18 protein-coding genes are annotated in these 16,685 nt (G+C 53.2%); 13 read left to right on the plus strand and 5 right to left on the minus strand.

The genetic code is table 11. The features are described 5' to 3' along the window. The first annotated feature begins 83 nt into the window (after positions 1-83). The 10 genes from SIC18_RS11730 (at position 84) to SIC18_RS11775 (ending at position 8,550) form a co-directional block, all read left to right on the plus strand. Entirely contained in the window at positions 84-320 is a 237-nt protein-coding gene (locus SIC18_RS11730) for a hypothetical protein (protein WP_245407351.1), read from the plus strand. Beyond that, entirely contained in the window at positions 310-1,920 is a 1,611-nt protein-coding gene (locus SIC18_RS11735; protein ID WP_413429726.1) for a CocE/NonD family hydrolase, read from the plus strand. The genes SIC18_RS11730 and SIC18_RS11735 overlap by 11 nt, the downstream gene beginning before the upstream one ends. A gap of 36 nt (positions 1,921-1,956) precedes the next feature. Continuing rightward, positions 1,957-2,697: a DUF3887 domain-containing protein gene (locus tag SIC18_RS11740; RefSeq protein WP_413429728.1), complete on the plus strand. Its 741-nt coding sequence runs from the start codon at positions 1,957-1,959 to the stop codon at positions 2,695-2,697. A gap of 81 nt (positions 2,698-2,778) precedes the next feature. Then, positions 2,779-5,076 carry a 1,4-alpha-glucan branching protein GlgB gene (gene glgB, locus SIC18_RS11745; protein WP_413429730.1) on the plus strand — a complete coding sequence of 766 codons (2,298 nt, stop codon included), beginning with the start codon at positions 2,779-2,781 and terminating at the stop codon, positions 5,074-5,076. A 96-nt stretch (positions 5,077-5,172) separates the two neighbouring features. Continuing rightward, positions 5,173-6,228: a uroporphyrinogen decarboxylase gene (gene hemE, locus SIC18_RS11750; protein WP_048346831.1), complete on the plus strand. Its 1,056-nt coding sequence runs from the start codon at positions 5,173-5,175 to the stop codon at positions 6,226-6,228. Beyond that, positions 6,229-7,239 (plus strand): NAD-dependent epimerase/dehydratase family protein, encoded by a 1,011-nt coding sequence (locus SIC18_RS11755; protein WP_413429731.1) that lies wholly within the window; start codon positions 6,229-6,231, stop codon positions 7,237-7,239. 24 nt (positions 7,240-7,263) lie between these two features. Continuing rightward, complete coding sequence (gene petE / locus SIC18_RS11760) at positions 7,264-7,623, plus strand: plastocyanin (RefSeq protein WP_048346833.1); 360 nt, start codon at positions 7,264-7,266, stop codon at positions 7,621-7,623. A 113-nt stretch (positions 7,624-7,736) separates the two neighbouring features. After that, entirely contained in the window at positions 7,737-8,105 is a 369-nt protein-coding gene (locus SIC18_RS11765) for a c-type cytochrome (RefSeq protein WP_048348240.1), read from the plus strand. Continuing rightward, complete coding sequence (locus SIC18_RS11770; RefSeq protein WP_048346834.1) at positions 8,102-8,305, plus strand: Nif11-like leader peptide family natural product precursor; 204 nt, start codon at positions 8,102-8,104, stop codon at positions 8,303-8,305. Before SIC18_RS11765 ends, SIC18_RS11770 begins: the two co-directional genes overlap by 4 nt. Further along, positions 8,302-8,550 carry a TIGR03643 family protein gene (locus SIC18_RS11775; protein WP_413429732.1) on the plus strand — a complete coding sequence of 83 codons (249 nt, stop codon included), beginning with the start codon at positions 8,302-8,304 and terminating at the stop codon, positions 8,548-8,550. The genes SIC18_RS11770 and SIC18_RS11775 overlap by 4 nt, the downstream gene beginning before the upstream one ends. 14 nt (positions 8,551-8,564) lie before the next feature. Here SIC18_RS11775 and SIC18_RS11780 read toward each other — a convergent pair whose 3' ends face one another. Then, positions 8,565-8,771 carry a hypothetical protein gene (locus SIC18_RS11780; protein WP_048346835.1) on the minus strand — a complete coding sequence of 69 codons (207 nt, stop codon included), beginning with the start codon at positions 8,769-8,771 and terminating at the stop codon, positions 8,565-8,567. Positions 8,772-9,736: 965 nt separating this feature from the next. After that, on the minus strand, positions 9,737-9,949 hold the full coding sequence (locus SIC18_RS11785; RefSeq protein WP_048346837.1) for a hypothetical protein: 213 nt from the start codon (positions 9,947-9,949) through the stop codon (positions 9,737-9,739). A 158-nt stretch (positions 9,950-10,107) separates the two neighbouring features. Between SIC18_RS11785 and clpB the strand changes: the two genes are divergently transcribed. After that, positions 10,108-12,699: an ATP-dependent chaperone ClpB gene (gene clpB / locus SIC18_RS11790; protein WP_413429734.1), complete on the plus strand. Its 2,592-nt coding sequence runs from the start codon at positions 10,108-10,110 to the stop codon at positions 12,697-12,699. 462 nt (positions 12,700-13,161) lie between these two features. Here the strand turns inward: clpB and SIC18_RS11795 are convergent, their stop codons facing one another. Then, on the minus strand, positions 13,162-13,641 hold the full coding sequence (locus tag SIC18_RS11795; protein ID WP_048346839.1) for a 6-carboxytetrahydropterin synthase: 480 nt from the start codon (positions 13,639-13,641) through the stop codon (positions 13,162-13,164). A 67-nt stretch (positions 13,642-13,708) separates the two neighbouring features. Between SIC18_RS11795 and hisIE the strand changes: the two genes are divergently transcribed. Beyond that, positions 13,709-14,377 (plus strand): bifunctional phosphoribosyl-AMP cyclohydrolase/phosphoribosyl-ATP diphosphatase HisIE, encoded by a 669-nt coding sequence (hisIE, locus tag SIC18_RS11800; RefSeq protein WP_250395215.1) that lies wholly within the window; start codon positions 13,709-13,711, stop codon positions 14,375-14,377. Here hisIE and SIC18_RS11805 read toward each other — a convergent pair. Beyond that, positions 14,374-15,012 (minus strand): peptidase, encoded by a 639-nt coding sequence (locus tag SIC18_RS11805; protein WP_413429736.1) that lies wholly within the window; start codon positions 15,010-15,012, stop codon positions 14,374-14,376. The genes hisIE and SIC18_RS11805 overlap by 4 nt on opposite strands. An 8-nt stretch (positions 15,013-15,020) precedes the next feature. Continuing rightward, on the minus strand, positions 15,021-15,512 hold the full coding sequence (locus SIC18_RS11810; protein ID WP_048346842.1) for a DUF2214 family protein: 492 nt from the start codon (positions 15,510-15,512) through the stop codon (positions 15,021-15,023). Positions 15,513-15,744: 232 nt separating this feature from the next. Here SIC18_RS11810 and SIC18_RS11815 point away from each other — a divergent pair, with 232 nt between their 5' ends. After that, positions 15,745-16,671, plus strand: a complete 927-nt coding sequence (locus SIC18_RS11815; RefSeq protein ID WP_048346843.1) for a sigma-70 family RNA polymerase sigma factor — start codon at positions 15,745-15,747, stop codon at positions 16,669-16,671. The last annotated feature ends 14 nt before the right edge of the window (positions 16,672-16,685 follow it).

Consider the following 16,685-nt stretch of genomic DNA (forward strand, 5'->3'; position numbering starts at 1 on the left):
AGGAACCCTTGCGTCCCCTCCAACAAGGTTTCGTCAAAACGTCGGCTTTGCGCAAGCTGACGATTCGATGCCTGTCACTTTCAATGTTGATATCCGCTTCTGCAGGGTTTGCTCAATCCAGCCTTTTAGAGAGCGTCAAGACAAACCCAGCGGAAGCCAAAGCGCTGTGCCAGTCATTCAGAGCCATGAACAGCAATGGCCAGTCCGCATTGTCATCTGAAGCCATCAATCAACTGGCAAATCAACGCAACCTGAGCGTGAACAATGCAGAAATCTTGGCCACTTATGTGATCGGACTGCACTGCTCGGATGTTCGCTGATCAGATATTCCCTGATCAAAGATTCGCTGACGCGAGATTGACCACCCCTGATGGCGCGTCTTTGGTGTCGCGAATCTGGACTCCACAAGGGACTGGTCCCTGGCCCACCCTGCTGATGAGACAGCCCTACGGCAGGGCCATTGCTTCCACCGTGACCCTCCCCCACCCGCTCTGGTGGACCGACCAAGGATTCGCAGTCGTCGTCCAAGACGTGCGCGGTCAGGGCAGTTCTGAGGGAACGTTTCAAGGGTTTGGCCAAGAAGCTACCGACACCGCCGCGACCCTCAATTGGCTCCGCGAACGGCCTGAATGCAATGGCCGCATTGGCCTGTATGGGTTGTCGTATCAAGGCCTCACCCAACTGCTCGCACCAGCGGATTGCCCAGCTCCTGATTGCCTCGCGCCCGCCATGTGCGGTTTGGCTGAACGAGAACATTGGAGTTGCGAAGGCGGCGCTCACTGGTGGCACCTCGGTCTTGGTTGGGGTTTGCAGCTTGCCGCACTGCAAGCCCAACGCCACAACGATTCCGTCGTCTGGAACGAAATCCAAAGCGCTTTGGTGGATGGTCGCTATCTACGTGAGGGAATCGGGCTCTTGCAGCGACATGACCCCAAGGGAATGGCGTTGCGCTGGTTGCAACAACCTGCAGATCAGGCCGAAGGATGGACTCTCCATCGCCCAACCGAAGCCTGGCTCCGCAAACCCATGCTGCTGATCGGAGGCTGGTGGGATCCCCATCTGCGAGGCCTCCTCGACCTTCTCAAAATGGCCCGATCCAGTGGTGGCAATCCCGAACTTCACATCGGCCCAGCTACCCACCTGAAGTGGTGGCCAGAAACCAACCAGCTACTGCTGGATTTTTTTAATCAACATCTCAAAAATCCTCCGCCCCGCAGCCAAGCCAAGACAAGAGAGATCAGGCTTTGGGATCAAGGCGATGCCACCTGGTCTCGTCAGATTGGAAATGAGTGCTCCAGCGCCTGTTGGCACCTCAGCAGCCAAGGTTTGGCTTGCCTTGATCTCACCGATGGGCAATTGCTCGATGCAGGGATACCTGGATCGGGAACCTGCGTCATCGTGCATGACCCGTGGAGACCCGCACCGGCCATTGGTGGGCATTTGAGTCCCACGGCTGGGCCGTGCGATCGAAGGATTATTGATCAACGTTCGGACGTGGCAGTCTTTAGTTCCGCGCCGCTCCAAACAGCGCTCCAGCTATGCGGTCGCCCTCTCTTGAGATTAAAGGTGTCCGCCGATCAGCCAGCCTTTGACCTCTGCGCTGCACTGTCAAGACTCCCCGCCAATGGAGATGAGGTGCAGCAGCTTTCAACAGGTGTGTTGCGCGTGCGACGGTCCATGGACTCGGAAGATGGCCACATCACACTGGAGTTGCAGCCACTATTTGTGAGCTTCCAACCTGGAGACCGACTACGGCTCTCGCTTGCGGGGGCCTCATGGCCAGCGATTGGGATCAATCCAGGAGATGGGAAGCAACGGTTTGGCCCACCCAACAGCGATTGCCGCGTGATCACCCTTTGCTTACAGCTGGAGGAGGCGACACTGCAAATGGCGCCACTACTCCTTCCCCAAGCCGGATGAACTCCGGCAAACTAACCCCATTGTTGCCCCACATTCATGAAGCTCTCCTCCTGCCTTCTGGTCTGCGCTCTCGCGGCACCGATGCTGCAGGCGTTCCCTGTGCCAGCGGCACGCGGAGAACAGCTTTTAGCCCAGGGAGCACTGGCCCCACGCACTCCTCTGAGCACCAGTGAAGCCAGCCAAGCGGCGGATTCACTCCTGACGGCTCTACAAACCCGTAATGCCCAGGCTCTCTTTGAGCGCCTATCCACCCCGCTGAAAAACGCAACAACCGTTGAAGCCGTTCAAGGTCGCTTAAATAATGCGCATCGGATTAAATCCACGCGCGTTGTGGCGATTTATCCAGGGATAGATGACACAACGGTGGATGTAATTGCCCAAACCGAAGAGGGAAGCAAGGAGCTCCTTCTCGTGCTTGACGATGAAGGCAAGCTTGTGGCCTGGAAGTGGTTGGGTGAAACGTTGCCGATTGAGACAACGGCTCTGAAATTTGTTCGCGATCTCGACGCACAACGCTGGATTGCTGCTCGCTACTACCTTTCGCTTGATTTTCAAAAAGAAATTTCCCCAGAAGATCTGGAACGCAAGTGGAGCAAATTGAGCCGCATTCTGGGAGGCGTGAAGCGGGTCAAAAACGCTGTTGTTTCAAGCAGAGGAGCCGAACAACAACTCGTTCTGGTCACCATTGAATTTGGAACCGTGACCGACAACTTGTTTGTGATTTTCGATTCTCGAGGCCGGATCATCAACGTTGACTTCTCAGAGGATCTGGTCTGATCCCAAAAACTCGGGGGAATCCATGCAGCCGCGGCGGGGTTTCCGCTTAAGCTCCCGGGCTAACGAAGTCCATCCCCCTGCATGACCAGCGCTGTTCTCGACTGGATGGTTCAGGACAGCCAGAGGCTGGCTGAATGCCGACACGATCATCCCTTCTCTCTTCTTGGTCCCCAACAGCTGGAGTCGGGCCAATGGGTTGTTAGGGCCTGGGTTCCTGAAGCTGAAACCGTTGAGTTGATCCTCGATGGCAAACGCCAATCGATGCAGACTCCCCATCACCCATGGGTGTTCGAAGCCGAATGTTCAAGGGATCCAGGACATCACTACAAATTGCAGATTCGCCGAGGCGGGATCGAGCACGAGCAATTTGATCCTTGGGCCTTTCGGCATGAGTGGATGGGAGAGATGGATCGCCATCTGTTTGCAGAAGGCAACCACCATCACATCTGGCGTCGGATGGGGGCCCACCGCTGCCAACAAGGTGGCATCGAGGGGGTGATGTTCTGCCTTTGGGCACCGAACGCACTCACCGTCAGCGTGATTGGCAATCTCAATTCATGGGATGGTCGATATCACCCCATGCAGCAAAGGCTGGGCGGCATCTGGGAATTGTTCGTTCCCGAACTGGAGGAAGGACACTTTTATAAATACGAGATCCGCACCCAAGACGGCCACTGTTATCAGAAGGCTGACCCCTACGGCTTCCAGCATGAAGTCAGGCCTGATACCAGCTCCATCGTGAGTCATCTGGACGGTTTTCAGTGGAATGATGACGCCTGGATCAGTAGCCGAGATCGTCGAAACCCCCTCGATCAGCCGATCTCGGTGTACGAGATGCACCTCGGCAGCTGGATTCATGCCTCAGCGGACGATCCGTTCATCGAAGCCGATGGAACACCACGCCCACCAGTTCCTGCTGCTGATCTCAAGCCAGGTGCCCGCCTACTCACCTATCCCGAGCTGGCCGATCGTCTGATTCCTTACGTCAAAGAGCAGGGGTTCAGCCATATCGAATTGATGCCAATCACGGAGCATCCTTTCGATGGGTCATGGGGATACCAGGTCACAGGTTGGTATGCACCCACAAGCCGCTACGGCACTCCCGACGAATTTCGAGCCTTCGTGGATCGCTGCCATGCCGAGGGCATCGGGGTAATCATCGATTGGGTGCCTGGTCACTTCCCCAAAGACAGTCATGGCCTTGCCTTCTTCGATGGCTGCCACCTCTACGAACACGCCGACCCACGGATTGGCGAGCACAAGGAATGGGGGACGCTGATTTTCAACTACAGCAGGAATGAAGTCAGAAACTTCCTGGTTGCCAATCTCGTCTTCTGGTTTGACCAGTTCCATATCGATGGCATCCGGGTTGATGCGGTGGCATCGATGCTCTACCGGGATTATTTACGACCCGATGGTGAGTGGTTAGCCAACGAACACGGCGGCAGAGAAAACACCGAAGCGGTTCGCTTCCTCCAACAAGCCAACCACGTTCTTTTTCAACATTTCCCCGGCGCGCTTTCAATCGCGGAAGAATCCACTACTTGGCCCATGGTGACTCAGCCCACGGAGAACGGTGGGCTGGGCTTCAATCTCAAATGGAACATGGGTTGGATGCACGACATGCTCGATTACTTCGAGCTGGATCCGTGGTTCCGCCAGTTTCATCAAAACAACATCACGTTTTCGATCTGGTACACCTACACCGAAAACTTCATGCTTGCCCTGAGTCACGACGAGGTCGTGCATGGCAAGAGTCATCTGCTTCACAAGATGCCTGGAGATGACTGGCAGAAGTACGCCAACACCCGTGCCCTACTCGCCTACATGTGGACGCACCCAGGCAAAAAAACGATCTTCATGGGCATGGAGTTCGGCCAACGGGCGGAATGGAACGTATGGGGCGATCTGCAGTGGGATTTGCTGAACTACGCGCCGCACGCAGGCGTTCATCGGATGGTGAAAGAGCTGAATGCGCTCTACAAGCAAGAGCCTGCTCTCTGGCAAGACGATTTTGATCAGTACGGCTTCCAGTGGATCGATTGCAATGACAATCGCCACTCCGTGATCAGCTTCATGCGCCGAGAAAGAACAAACGGCTCCTGGCTCGTGGTCGTGGCCAACTTCACGCCCCAAAGCCATTCCCATTACAAAGTGGGCGTTCCAATAGCTGGCTTCTACGAAGAAATCTTCAACACGGATGCTGCCAAATACGGCGGCAGCAATCTGGGAAATCTTGGTGGGAAGCCCTCCGACGAGTGGGGCATCCATGGGTACGAGAACTCCCTGGAGCTCTGCCTGCCACCGCTCAGCCTGATGGTGTTCAAGCATGACCCCAAAAAAAGTTTGGCCGAAGTCACTAACAAAGAGAGTGCTTAGGTTCAGGTGATGTGACAAAACTGCCCGGATCGCCGTAAAACACAGCGTTTTGGTCAGTTTGGTCAGGTAGGTTGCCGCCTTGATCTGCACGCATTCATGAGCGATACCCTGCCCCTACTGCTCCGTGCCGCCCGCGGAGAATCGGTAGAGCGTCCTCCTGTCTGGATGATGCGCCAGGCAGGTCGCTACATGAAGGTCTATCGCGACCTTCGCGATCGCCACCCGAGCTTCCGAGAACGTTCTGAAAACCCAGATCTCTCCTATGAGATTTCCATGCAGCCGTTCAAGGCGTTCCAGCCTGATGGGGTGATTCTCTTTTCAGACATCTTGACTCCACTCCCTGGCATGGGGATCGATTTCGACATTGTTGAGAGCAAAGGCCCTCAAATTGGTGATCCGATCCGGAGCCTCAGTCAGGTAGACGCTCTGAGACCTCTGCAGCCCGAGGAGAGCATGCCCTTTGTCGGCGAAGTGCTTGGGCGCCTGCGCAGCAGCGTTGGCAATCAGGCCGCCGTCCTTGGCTTTGTAGGCGCACCCTGGACCCTGGCGGCGTACGTCGTGGAAGGGAAAAGCAGCAAGAACTATGCAGTCATTAAAAAGATGGCCTTCCAGGAGCCAGAACTCCTGCACAAACTTCTTGATCACTTCGCAACGTCGATTGCCACCTACCTGCGGTATCAAATCGATTCCGGAGCCCAGGTGGTTCAGATGTTTGACTCCTGGGCAGGGCAACTCAGCCCCGCCGATTACGACACGTTTGCAGCTCCGTATCAGAAAAAAGTTGTCGATCTCGTCAAGCAAACCCATCCCGACACCCCGTTCATCCTTTACATCTCAGGAAGCGCAGGGGTCTTAGAACGTATGGGTCGCACTGGTGTCGACATCATTTCTCTGGACTGGACGGTCGACATGGCTGAGGGACTCGCCCGGCTACCTGACCACGTCGGCGTGCAAGGCAATGTCGATCCAGGACTGTTGTTTGGCACACCAGAAGCGATTCGCGATCGCATCGATGATTGTGTGCGCAAGGCCCGTGGTCGTCGCCACATTCTTAATCTGGGCCACGGGATTTTGCCTGGCACTCCTGAGGAGAACGGTCGCGCTTTCTTTGAAGCCGGCAAGACTGTGATGGATCGAATCGGGGGGGCCTGATTGATCCAAACACCCGCAAGAATCCTGATTACCGGCGCAAGTGGTTGCGTCGGCCAGTACACAGTGGCTTGGCTGCTGGAAAATTCTGATGCTGAGTTGCTGCTGTTGCTGCGTGATCCAGCCAAACTGACTGCGATCTCAGCCGATCAGCCACGTGTTCGCCTGTTGGTTGGAGATCTACGTGAAATAGATCGATTTACCAGCGAACTCTCCACTGTGACCCGAGTGATTCACACGGCTACCGCCTGGGGAGATCCTGAGCGTGCCCATCAGGTCAATGTTGTTGCTGTTAAAAAGATGCTGGCCCTGCTGAATCCGGCAGTCGTTGAGCAGATCGTTTACTTCTCCACCGCCAGCATTCTGGATCGTTCCTTGCAGCCGCTTCCTGAAGCCCTGGCCTATGGCACCGAATACATCCAAACCAAAGCTCAATGCCTGAGGGAGCTTGAACAGCACCCTTTGGCTGAGCGCATCGTGGCGGTGTTTCCAACACTGGTCTTCGGAGGGAGGGTGGATGGAACCAGTCCGTTCCCAACCAGTTATTTAACGGAAGGCCTAGCGGAAGCAAGCAAATGGTTGTGGCTTGCCCGCTGGCTGAGAGCTGATGCCAGCTTTCATTTCATCCATGCCGCTGACATTGCAGCAATCTGCGGACTTCTTGCGACCAAGCCTCACCAACACAATCCAGAGCCTGGCCAGGGACCGGTCCGCAAAATTGTGATGGGCCAGCCGTGGATCAGCGTGAACGAGGCAGTTGCCACGCTCTGTCGCTGGAGAGGGGTGTCGCGAACCCCTGGAATACCCCTTTGGAGCTGGCTGATTGAAGGCTTGATCAAAATCCTCCCGATCGAAATCAACGCATGGGATCGATTTTCAATTCACCAGCGTCACTTCATTCATGATCCCGTGACCCAGCCCGAACGGTTCGGTGGTCAAAGCCATGGGCCAGACCTTGAAACAGTTCTGATGGATTCAGGTCTTCCACACCGTGGAAGACCTGAACAGCGTTAAGATTGTAAAAATGTTTATGTGCTCATGATCAGCCGTTTGCGTTCTCTCCTTTCAGCCGCGATTGCTTTCGCTCTTGTTCTAGGACTTGGCGTTTCCACCGCCAACGCCGCCACTGTTGAAGTGAAGCTCGGTACAGATGCCGGAATGCTTGCTTTTGAGCCAAACACTCTCAACATCAAGGCTGGAGACACTGTCAAATTCGTCAACAACAAGCTGGCCCCTCACAACGCCGTTTTTGATGGCCATGACGAACTCAGCCACAGCGATCTAGCCTTTGCTCCAGGCGAATCCTGGGAAGAAACCTTTACTGAAGCTGGAACTTATGATTTCTATTGCGAGCCCCACCGTGGCGCTGGCATGGTCGGCAAAGTGATCGTTGAATGATCGTTTAAATCAGCAGTTGAACACAAGTCCGGCGAGCGTTTTAACAGATGCTCACCGGACTCTTTTTTTGTTGACCGAAATGGATAGGGTTTAAGGAAGAGAAGCTGATGGTGATGCTCAATCTCATTTCCCTGTTCGCCTTGATCCTCTGCATCAGCCTCAACCTGTTGGGAGCGACACCTGCATCTGCAGCCAGTGCTCCTGGCGTTGACCTCGAGCACGGTGGACAACTCTTTTCTTCAAACTGTGCGGCATGCCACATGGGTGGTGGCAACGTGATCAGTGCGTCCAGAACGTTGAGTCAGAGCGATCTGCAAGCTCATCTCAATGAGTACGGCGACGATCACATCGAGGCCATCGAACACCAAATTGAAAACGGAAAAAATGCAATGCCCTCGTTCGTGGGGAAATTAACTGAGCAAGACATCATTGATGTGGCCGCCTACGTTGAGCTGAAGGCTGAAAAAGGCTGGCAGCGATGAGCCGAGAGGGGTGGAAAGACTTTTTGCATGCCGCAGAACGAAGCCCAGCTCTTCAGCGTGAGCTGAACGCCTGTAGCGAAACAACAGACATCATTGAGCTTGGCAAACGCCTCGGCTTCGCTTTGTGTTTGGACGACCTCAACCAAGACGCACAAGCCGAAGCCATTACTCAGTGGTTCGAGCAGAGCACAATCCAATGATCAAAGCGAATGCAATGGCCAGCGAACAGTTGGATCGGGTCATTGAGATGGCCTGGGAAGACCGCACACCCTTTGAAGCCATTGAATATCAGTTCGGTCTCATGGAAAAAGATGTGATCAGCTTGATGCGCCAGACCTTAAAACCAGGATCCTTCCGTACTTGGCGTCAACGTGTCTCAGGCCGGAAAACCAAACATGCGGCCACGAGCCATGCCGAGCGCTTCAGAGCAGCTTGCCACCACTAGGCAACATCAAGAATTCAATTGTCCGATTGGTTGTTTGAACGACTCGCAATTTTGGCGTCAGCCCAACGTGAGAAAAAATAAACAGCAATAAACATCGGCAAGTAAGCGATCCACATATTGTCAATCTCGAGGCCACTATTGTTAATGAGCACCAAGCCTCCATAGCCAACAACAAAATAAATACCAGCCCTACGAAGAGCACCAGCCAGCTTCGGATTCATCACAATCAAGCACCTTCCCTTACGCTAAGAGATCACTCAAGGAAAGGCATCACCCTCGTTCTAACCGATACGTTTTCGAATGATCTGTTCGCCGTCGTCAAAGAAGCATCGCGAACTCACTAAAGACGGCTTTTCAGCAAATCGGATCGCAACCTCAGAGCTATTCATCGAGTGAGGCAGATTCCTAGATAGCAATCAATCATTGCCACAACCATTCTCTTCCTTATATCAATTCCAGAGGATTACCCAATACCCCTCTACTACATTTCCAGAGATTGACTGGAAATCAGTTAATGGCACCTGAAACAAATCACCGAAAACGCTCATGGATCCCTCATTTACGCACAGCCCCAATGAATGATGATTAACATGACCCGAAAGAACTGATTCAGATGGACTCTCATGGTCTTTACGGACAACCTTTCAGCAAAGATGAAGCCAAAAACCAATGGAAGGAAATTTGTCTATTGAGACAAGAGTTTGTGGCTAAAAACCCCTACTCTCGAAAAGGTGAAGCGATGAATTGGGCTATTGAATCCTACTTTATGGGCATCAGATCTGGGCTTGAAAGACCATTGGTCGCTTAATTTATTTCAGTTGACGTGACCCACCATCATCTCCAAAAAAACAGTTTGCTCCTTAACTCCATTCAGTATTTTTGCCGATAATATTTGCAGCACAGACTTACCTCTGCATAGCTTTCGAGATCAGCGTCATCGAGCAGATCAGAGACGCCTCCTCCACCGAACCAAAAGTTCCAATCTTGAACCACCTGCTCGAAATTATTTTCTTGCGTAATCATGCCTTAGCGCGTAAGGCAGATCAGGGATACAGAGTTTTTTGTGAGTGTGAACCCACTCACCCCTCAATGCAACAACTGTGGGATATGACCTCGTCGAGACATCGCAGCAGGCACTGCACTTTCCCTGCGATTATGTGCACTTACAGGCGTTAGAAGGTTGCACTCAGACTTCAGCCTGTGACTGCTTAGTTGCCTCGAGAACTGCGAGGTAAAGGTCTTCCGACACTTCTCGGATGTCGTATTCCGTAGGCATGGCGCCATGGTGATATTCGTGTACCACTGTCCAGCACTGACGTTCCACATCACTGAGCTGGGCTCCGTAGACGGCATGGACACGTTCCACTAATGCTGTCACCAAAGCTGGATCAGTTGCCATCCCTATGTCCCATTCAACGTTGAGGATCGGCTGACCCTACAAGTGCAGGTCGGTAAGCCGCAGACTGACGCAAAGACCGACCCAACAAGATCGGTTCTCCTCTCTACAAATGGGAAACATCCACATACGGTTCCAATCAATAAAACTTAGACACAACCATGCAACCCACAGCTGAGCAATTCACTGAAAAAGCCTGGTCCGCGATCACATCAGCCCAGCAGCTGGCCCAGAACCGCCGGCATCAACAACTTGAAAGTGAACACCTTTTGAGAGCGTTGTTGGATCAAGAGGGCTTGGCGGGACGAATCTTGGATAAGGCTGGGGTGTCTCCACCAGCTCTCCTAACGGCCGTAGACAGCTATCTCAGCCAACAACCATCACTCACCAACGCTCCGGACTCGGTGTTCCTTGGCAAAGGTCTCAATGCCCTGCTCGATCGAGCTGAAACGCTGAAGCAAAGTTATGGCGATAGCTTTATTTCGATTGAGCATCTGCTGCTGGCCCTCGCCGACGACGGCCGCTGTGGACGTCAGCTTCTTAACCAAGCTGGCACAGATACCTCACGTTTAAAAACCGCCATTAATGCCGTGCGTGGCAGTCAGAAAGTGACCGACCAAAACCCTGAAGGAACCTACGAATCTCTGGAAAAATATGGTCGCGATCTCACCAGCGCTGCTCGCGACGGCAAGCTCGATCCCGTTATCGGTCGGGATGAAGAAATCCGGCGAACCATTCAAATCCTCAGCCGACGCACCAAAAACAATCCTGTCCTGATCGGTGAACCTGGGGTTGGCAAGACAGCGATTGTGGAAGGGCTAGCCCAACGCATCGTCAATGGGGATGTGCCTCAGGCCCTACAAAATCGTCAGCTGATCGCTCTCGATATGGGAGCACTGATCGCTGGAGCCAAATATCGCGGTGAATTCGAGGAACGACTGAAAGCCGTGCTCAAGGAGGTCACCAACTCCGAAGGACAGATTGTCTTGTTTATCGATGAAATTCACACCGTGGTTGGCGCAGGTGCCACCGGTGGGGCCATGGATGCGAGCAACCTGTTGAAGCCCATGCTTGCGCGAGGGGAACTGCGCTGCATCGGTGCCACGACCCTGGACGAGCACAGACAACACATTGAGAAAGACCCCGCTCTGGAACGTCGCTTTCAGCAAGTGCTGGTCGATCAACCCACCGTGGAAGACACCATTTCAATTTTGCGGGGCCTGAAAGAACGCTACGAAGTGCACCACGGAGTCCGCATTGCTGACAGTGCGCTTGTTGCAGCAGCTGTTTTAAGTAGTCGGTACATCGCCGATCGCTTTCTTCCAGACAAAGCCATCGACCTTGTGGACGAATCAGCCGCCAGGCTGAAGATGGAGATCACCTCCAAACCAGAAGAGATTGACGAGATCGATCGCAAAATCTTGCAGCTAGAAATGGAGAGACTCTCGCTAGGACGCGAGTCTGATGCGGCCAGTCAAGAGCGATTGGAGCGCCTGGAACGCGAACTTGCTGAATTATCCGAACAGCAAAGCACCCTCAATGCTCAATGGCAGCAAGAAAAAGGTGCCATTGACGAGCTCTCTTCTCTGAAAGAAGACATCGAACGGGTACAGCTGCAAGTTGAACAAGCCAAGCGGAGTTATGACCTCAACAAGGCCGCAGAGTTGGAATACGGAACACTCGCTGGACTTCAGAAGCAATTGCTTGCGCAGGAACAAGCATTGGTAGACACCGATGACACTGCGGACAAATCACTGCTAAGAGAGGAGGTCAGCGAAGACGACATCGCTGAGGTGATTGCGAAGTGGACGGGAATCCCCGTTGCCAAGCTTGTGCAATCAGAAATGGACAAATTGCTCAAACTTGAAGAGCAACTCCATGAACAGGTCGTAGGACAAAACCAAGCGGTCACAGCTGTAGCAGATGCCATCCAGCGTTCTAGAGCCGGTCTAAGTGACCCCAATCAACCTATCGCCAGTTTTTTATTTTTAGGACCCACCGGAGTAGGCAAAACAGAGCTTTCGAAGGCCTTGGCCGCTCAACTCTTTGATAGTGAAGATGCGTTAGTGCGAATCGACATGTCGGAGTACATGGAGAAACACACGGTGAGTCGCTTAATCGGAGCACCTCCCGGGTATGTGGGATATGAAGCTGGTGGACAACTCACTGAAGCGGTGAGGCGCAGACCCTATGCAGTGATTTTGTTTGATGAAGTGGAGAAAGCTCATCCCGATGTTTTCAATGTGATGCTACAAATCCTTGATGATGGACGTGTCACTGACGGACAAGGACGCACTGTTGATTTCACCAATGCTGTGTTGATTCTTACGAGCAATATCGGCAGTCAATCCATTCTCGATTTAGGAGGTGATGACAACCAACACGAAGAGATGGAGAGCCGAGTCAACGAAGCTCTACGCAGCCACTTCCGACCGGAATTCCTCAATCGAATCGATGACACCATCATTTTCCACAGCTTGCGTCGCGATGAACTGCGCCTGATTGTTGCCCTACAAGTGGAACGGTTACGACAACGCCTTAGCGAGCGCAAACTGGATCTCCAGATCAGCGAAGAAGCGACCGATTGGTTAGCCAACGCCGGCTATGACCCTGTTTATGGCGCTAGGCCACTCAAGCGAGCCATTCAGCGCGAACTAGAAACACCCATCGCAAAGGCGATTCTCTCTGGTCACTATGGAGAGGGAGACACTGCTGATATTCAACTTGAAGGTGAGCGCATTAGCCTGAAATAGTTCTCATTACCTTGACCAAAGGGTGCAGAATCAGCGAGCCTTTCAGAGTGTCTAGATCGACGCTCTGAAAGAGAACGCATTATTCGTCGCATCCAACCTGGACCGAAAGCCACAATTAAACTCGACATGTATCCAAGAAAACCATTTAAGGGGTAGACAATTCATATCATTTCTGGAAGTAGTGTCTACTAATTCCCCCCTCCAAATGCGACGGGAAATGGGGTTGAAGTGCCTGAATCGTTCCCTGTCAGAATCAAGCTTGTGCAATCCCAAGCCAAACCCTGCAAAGGTCACGCCAGCTCGGGATCAACCAAAATCTACGTGGAGAGTTAAATAGTTACGAAAACCCAATTCTTATTTCAACAAGTTTAGTGGAATAAAAATGCAAAGACAGAAGCATTTTATCTTGAACTTGACCCTTCAGGCAACCATTCAATCAGCAAGTGCTATGCAGAACAAATTTCAATGGACAGCCCCGGTAAACCACTCTGGCAACGCCTGAAAACACCCCGCATTGGCCTGGTTTTCCCGAGCCTCTACTTTCCAACAGCAGGTTCGACCAAGATCACGTTCGTTTAAAAGATCATTGGCCCAGTTCCATAACAAATGGGCTGTACTTTCCATTCCCACATTGTTCATAACCCGAAGATCAAGGGCTCCCTGCTCATGTAGGGAACGCCACTGCTCCAGCAAAGGATCATCTTGGTTGACCAAAAAGGTGTGATCAAACTGGTCTCTCAACTGTTTCTCTAAGGGACGCAAGCTTGAAAAATCCACGACAAATCCACAAGCATCCAGCTCATTGGCCACAAACCAAAAGGTGAAGCTTCGGCTATAGCCATGCACAAAATGACAATGTCCAGAGTGTTGCCATTGCCTATGGCAACAGGGATAGCCCTCGAAATGCTTGCTGCAGGTGAAGCCGGCGGGAGGCAGAAACATCAGCTCGGAAGAGGGAGCACACTGCGGGAGAATTGACCTTGTCTACATCTACATGCACCGAGCCCCAATGCCAGCCGCTGATGCCGCCTTCATTGACGAACTCCGCTTCAATGACAAAGGGCTAATTCCTGCAATCGCTCAAGACTGGCTAGACGGAGCGATCCTCATGCAGGCCTGGATGAATCGTGCAGCACTGGAGCTCACACTGAGCACTGGTGAAGTGCACTACTGGAGTCGGTCTCGACAAGAGATGTGGCACAAAGGAGCAACCAGTGGTCACATCCAACATCTCAAGGGCTTTCGCTACGACTGCGACGCGGATGTGCTCCTACTCACCATCGAGCAAGACGGCGATGTGGCTTGTCACACAGGCGCACGCAGCTGTTTTTATGACAATGGTCCAGTGCCCAGCAAAGGAGGACACGACGCAGCCGCCCCTCCAGCCGATGCCTGCACCGAATTGATGCGCATGATTGAGGATCGCCGCAAAAGCCCGGTTGAAGGCAGCTATACCAACCGATTACTCGAAGGGGGAGACAATCAAATTCTCAAAAAAATCGGTGAAGAAAGCGCAGAATTTGTGATGGCATGCAAAGACAACAACGCCAACGAGATCGCAGGGGAAGCGGCTGATTTAATTTTCCATCTCCAGGTGGCACTGGCTCATCACAATGTGAGTTGGCGGGATGTTCAGGCCGTACTAGCCAACCGCCGTGGCGCGCCAAGACGCTCCTAAGGCTTCGGAGTCAAAGGCAAGCCAAATTGACTTGGCTGCCCTCGCATCCACTCCAGGGTGAGCCGATCACGGGGCGACAGCTTCAACACCGGCGAGGCGCCTTGGACAGGTGCCATCGCATCACTGGGCTCCAAGCTATGGGCCCACAGCCCGAACGCATGCCCTAACTCATGAAGCGCTGTGGCCTGTTGAGACTCAGCTCTCAACTCAGGTGACACCATCACGGTGACCTGGGGCTCAAGACGCCACACCCCCTGGCGTTGCACCTCCAACACCTGAAGCACGCTTCTGCCATTGCTCGCGCGCCATCCATCAGCAAGACGTCGCCGGGGCGGCCTGCGTCGCTCTACTCGAATATGGGCCCGCTCAGGATCGTCAACCCGAATGATCGGCAACACAGAAGACCACTCATCAAGAGCACGATCCACAGCACCGAACCATCGACGTTCCCAACGATTGGGCTCAACGCTGTGAACTGGTTGAACCCAGACGCACCAGCGCGGCAAAACCGGAAAACCGGATGAGCTAGTCGCCAATCTGGCCCCATAGCCTGGGGCATGGGTCAGAGCACTTCGGCGCAACGGATCGGTTCTGATCTGCTGAGCCTGAACTGGAGGACAGGGGTCAACTTGCATGCTTCAGATCACGTCGCCGGCAATCCCACACCACGAGCCATCAGCGTTGCCAACAAAGGCACAAGGGCAAAACCCGCAAGCTCAATGTTGACAATCCAGCCCAGACGTGTGGCGAGCGCCTCAGAGACTTTGGGGAGTTCACCCTTTCGCAGGGGAATCGCCCAGAGGATATACGTCACTGTGGGATACAACGACAAGGCACCCACGGATAAATACAGACCGACCTTCCACCAGAACAAGGGATTGGTTGTGTAGAAATCGCTGCCTTGCCCGAAATACAGGACACGAAAAATGCCACTGACCAGCAGTGCCAAAGCGGCCATTCCGTAAATGATGTCGGTGATCACCATGGCCGTAGCGGCCCGACGATCCGGATCCGGACGCAATAAGCGACGCTCAACGACGAGAGCGGCAAAGCAGAGCATGAAACTGAGGTAGTGCACATAGGCCACACCAGCGCTTTTAGCGATCTCTGGGGTCAGCAAAGTGGCCAGCGGCATAACAAATGATTCAGTGGGGCTGACCGTAGCTGCTGGCTTGCCACACTCGCGAAGACTAGAAGCAGAAGGGGGCACAGAGCCCTAGTAAACGCGCAACAAAAAGAAATAATGGAGCAATAGTGAATAACGAAAAAAACATGAATTAAGCTGTAAACATAAATTCCGCACTCTTTATTACGCCCTCTGGATAGAAAGACTTTCGCCCTAAGTTCAAGAAAACCAGGAGTCACAGATGGTGAGTTCTCTGAGTGCTTTTCTCGGCGAAATCGGTCGGCATCAGCTGTTGACGCCTGAACAGGAATTAACCTTGGGCCGGAAGGTGCAGGCCATGGCAGCTCTCACTGAGCGCTGCACAATGGCGGGTGGCGAAGGGGATGCATGCGTTTACAGCGACGAAGAGAAGCGCATTATCAAGCGAGGAGAAAAGGCAAAAAATCAAATGATCACGGCCAATTTAAGGTTGGTGGTGAATCTTGCGAAGCGATATCAAGGCAAGGGACTTGATCTTCTTGACCTGATCCAAGAAGGCACACTTGGACTAACCAGAGCCGTTGAAAAATACGATCCCACCCGAGGCCATCGGTTTTCCACCTACGCCTATTGGTGGATTCGACAAGGATTGAACCGTGCCCTTTCGACACAAAGTAGAACGATTCGGATCCCTGTGAATGTCAATGAAAAGCTGACGAGATTACGCGCTGCTAAAGCGCGACTCATGCAAAGCAATGGACTTACCCCATCCGCCGAGCAATTGGCCGAATGCATGAAGTTGCCAGTCAGCGAAGTTGAGGACTTGTTGGGCTGTGAACTTCGCAGCGTCACCGTGAGCTTGCAGGGAGTGGTGAAGTCAAAATCCGATCCGTCCGAACTGGTGGATGTCCTTCCCAGCGATGAAATTCCACCGATGGAGCGGGCTGAAATCGCCGAGCGCACAGATTCCGCCTGGAATCTGCTCGACAATTCGAACCTGACTCCGAAAGAGAGAACCATCGTCATGCTGCGGTTTGGACTGGATGGAAGCCACGAGTGGCGCACCCTTGCCGAGGTCGCCCGACAGATGAATTGCAGCAGAGAATATTGCCGTCAGGTGGTGCAACGGGCTTTACGCAAACTGCGCAAAACCAGCATCCAGCACGGCTTGGTGGAACCCGCCCACTGAAAAATCAGTGAATT

The sequence above is a fragment of the Synechococcus sp. Cu2B8-bc1011 genome (assembly GCF_047302735.1).
GTDB lineage: Bacteria > Cyanobacteriota > Cyanobacteriia > PCC-6307 > Cyanobiaceae > Synechococcus_C.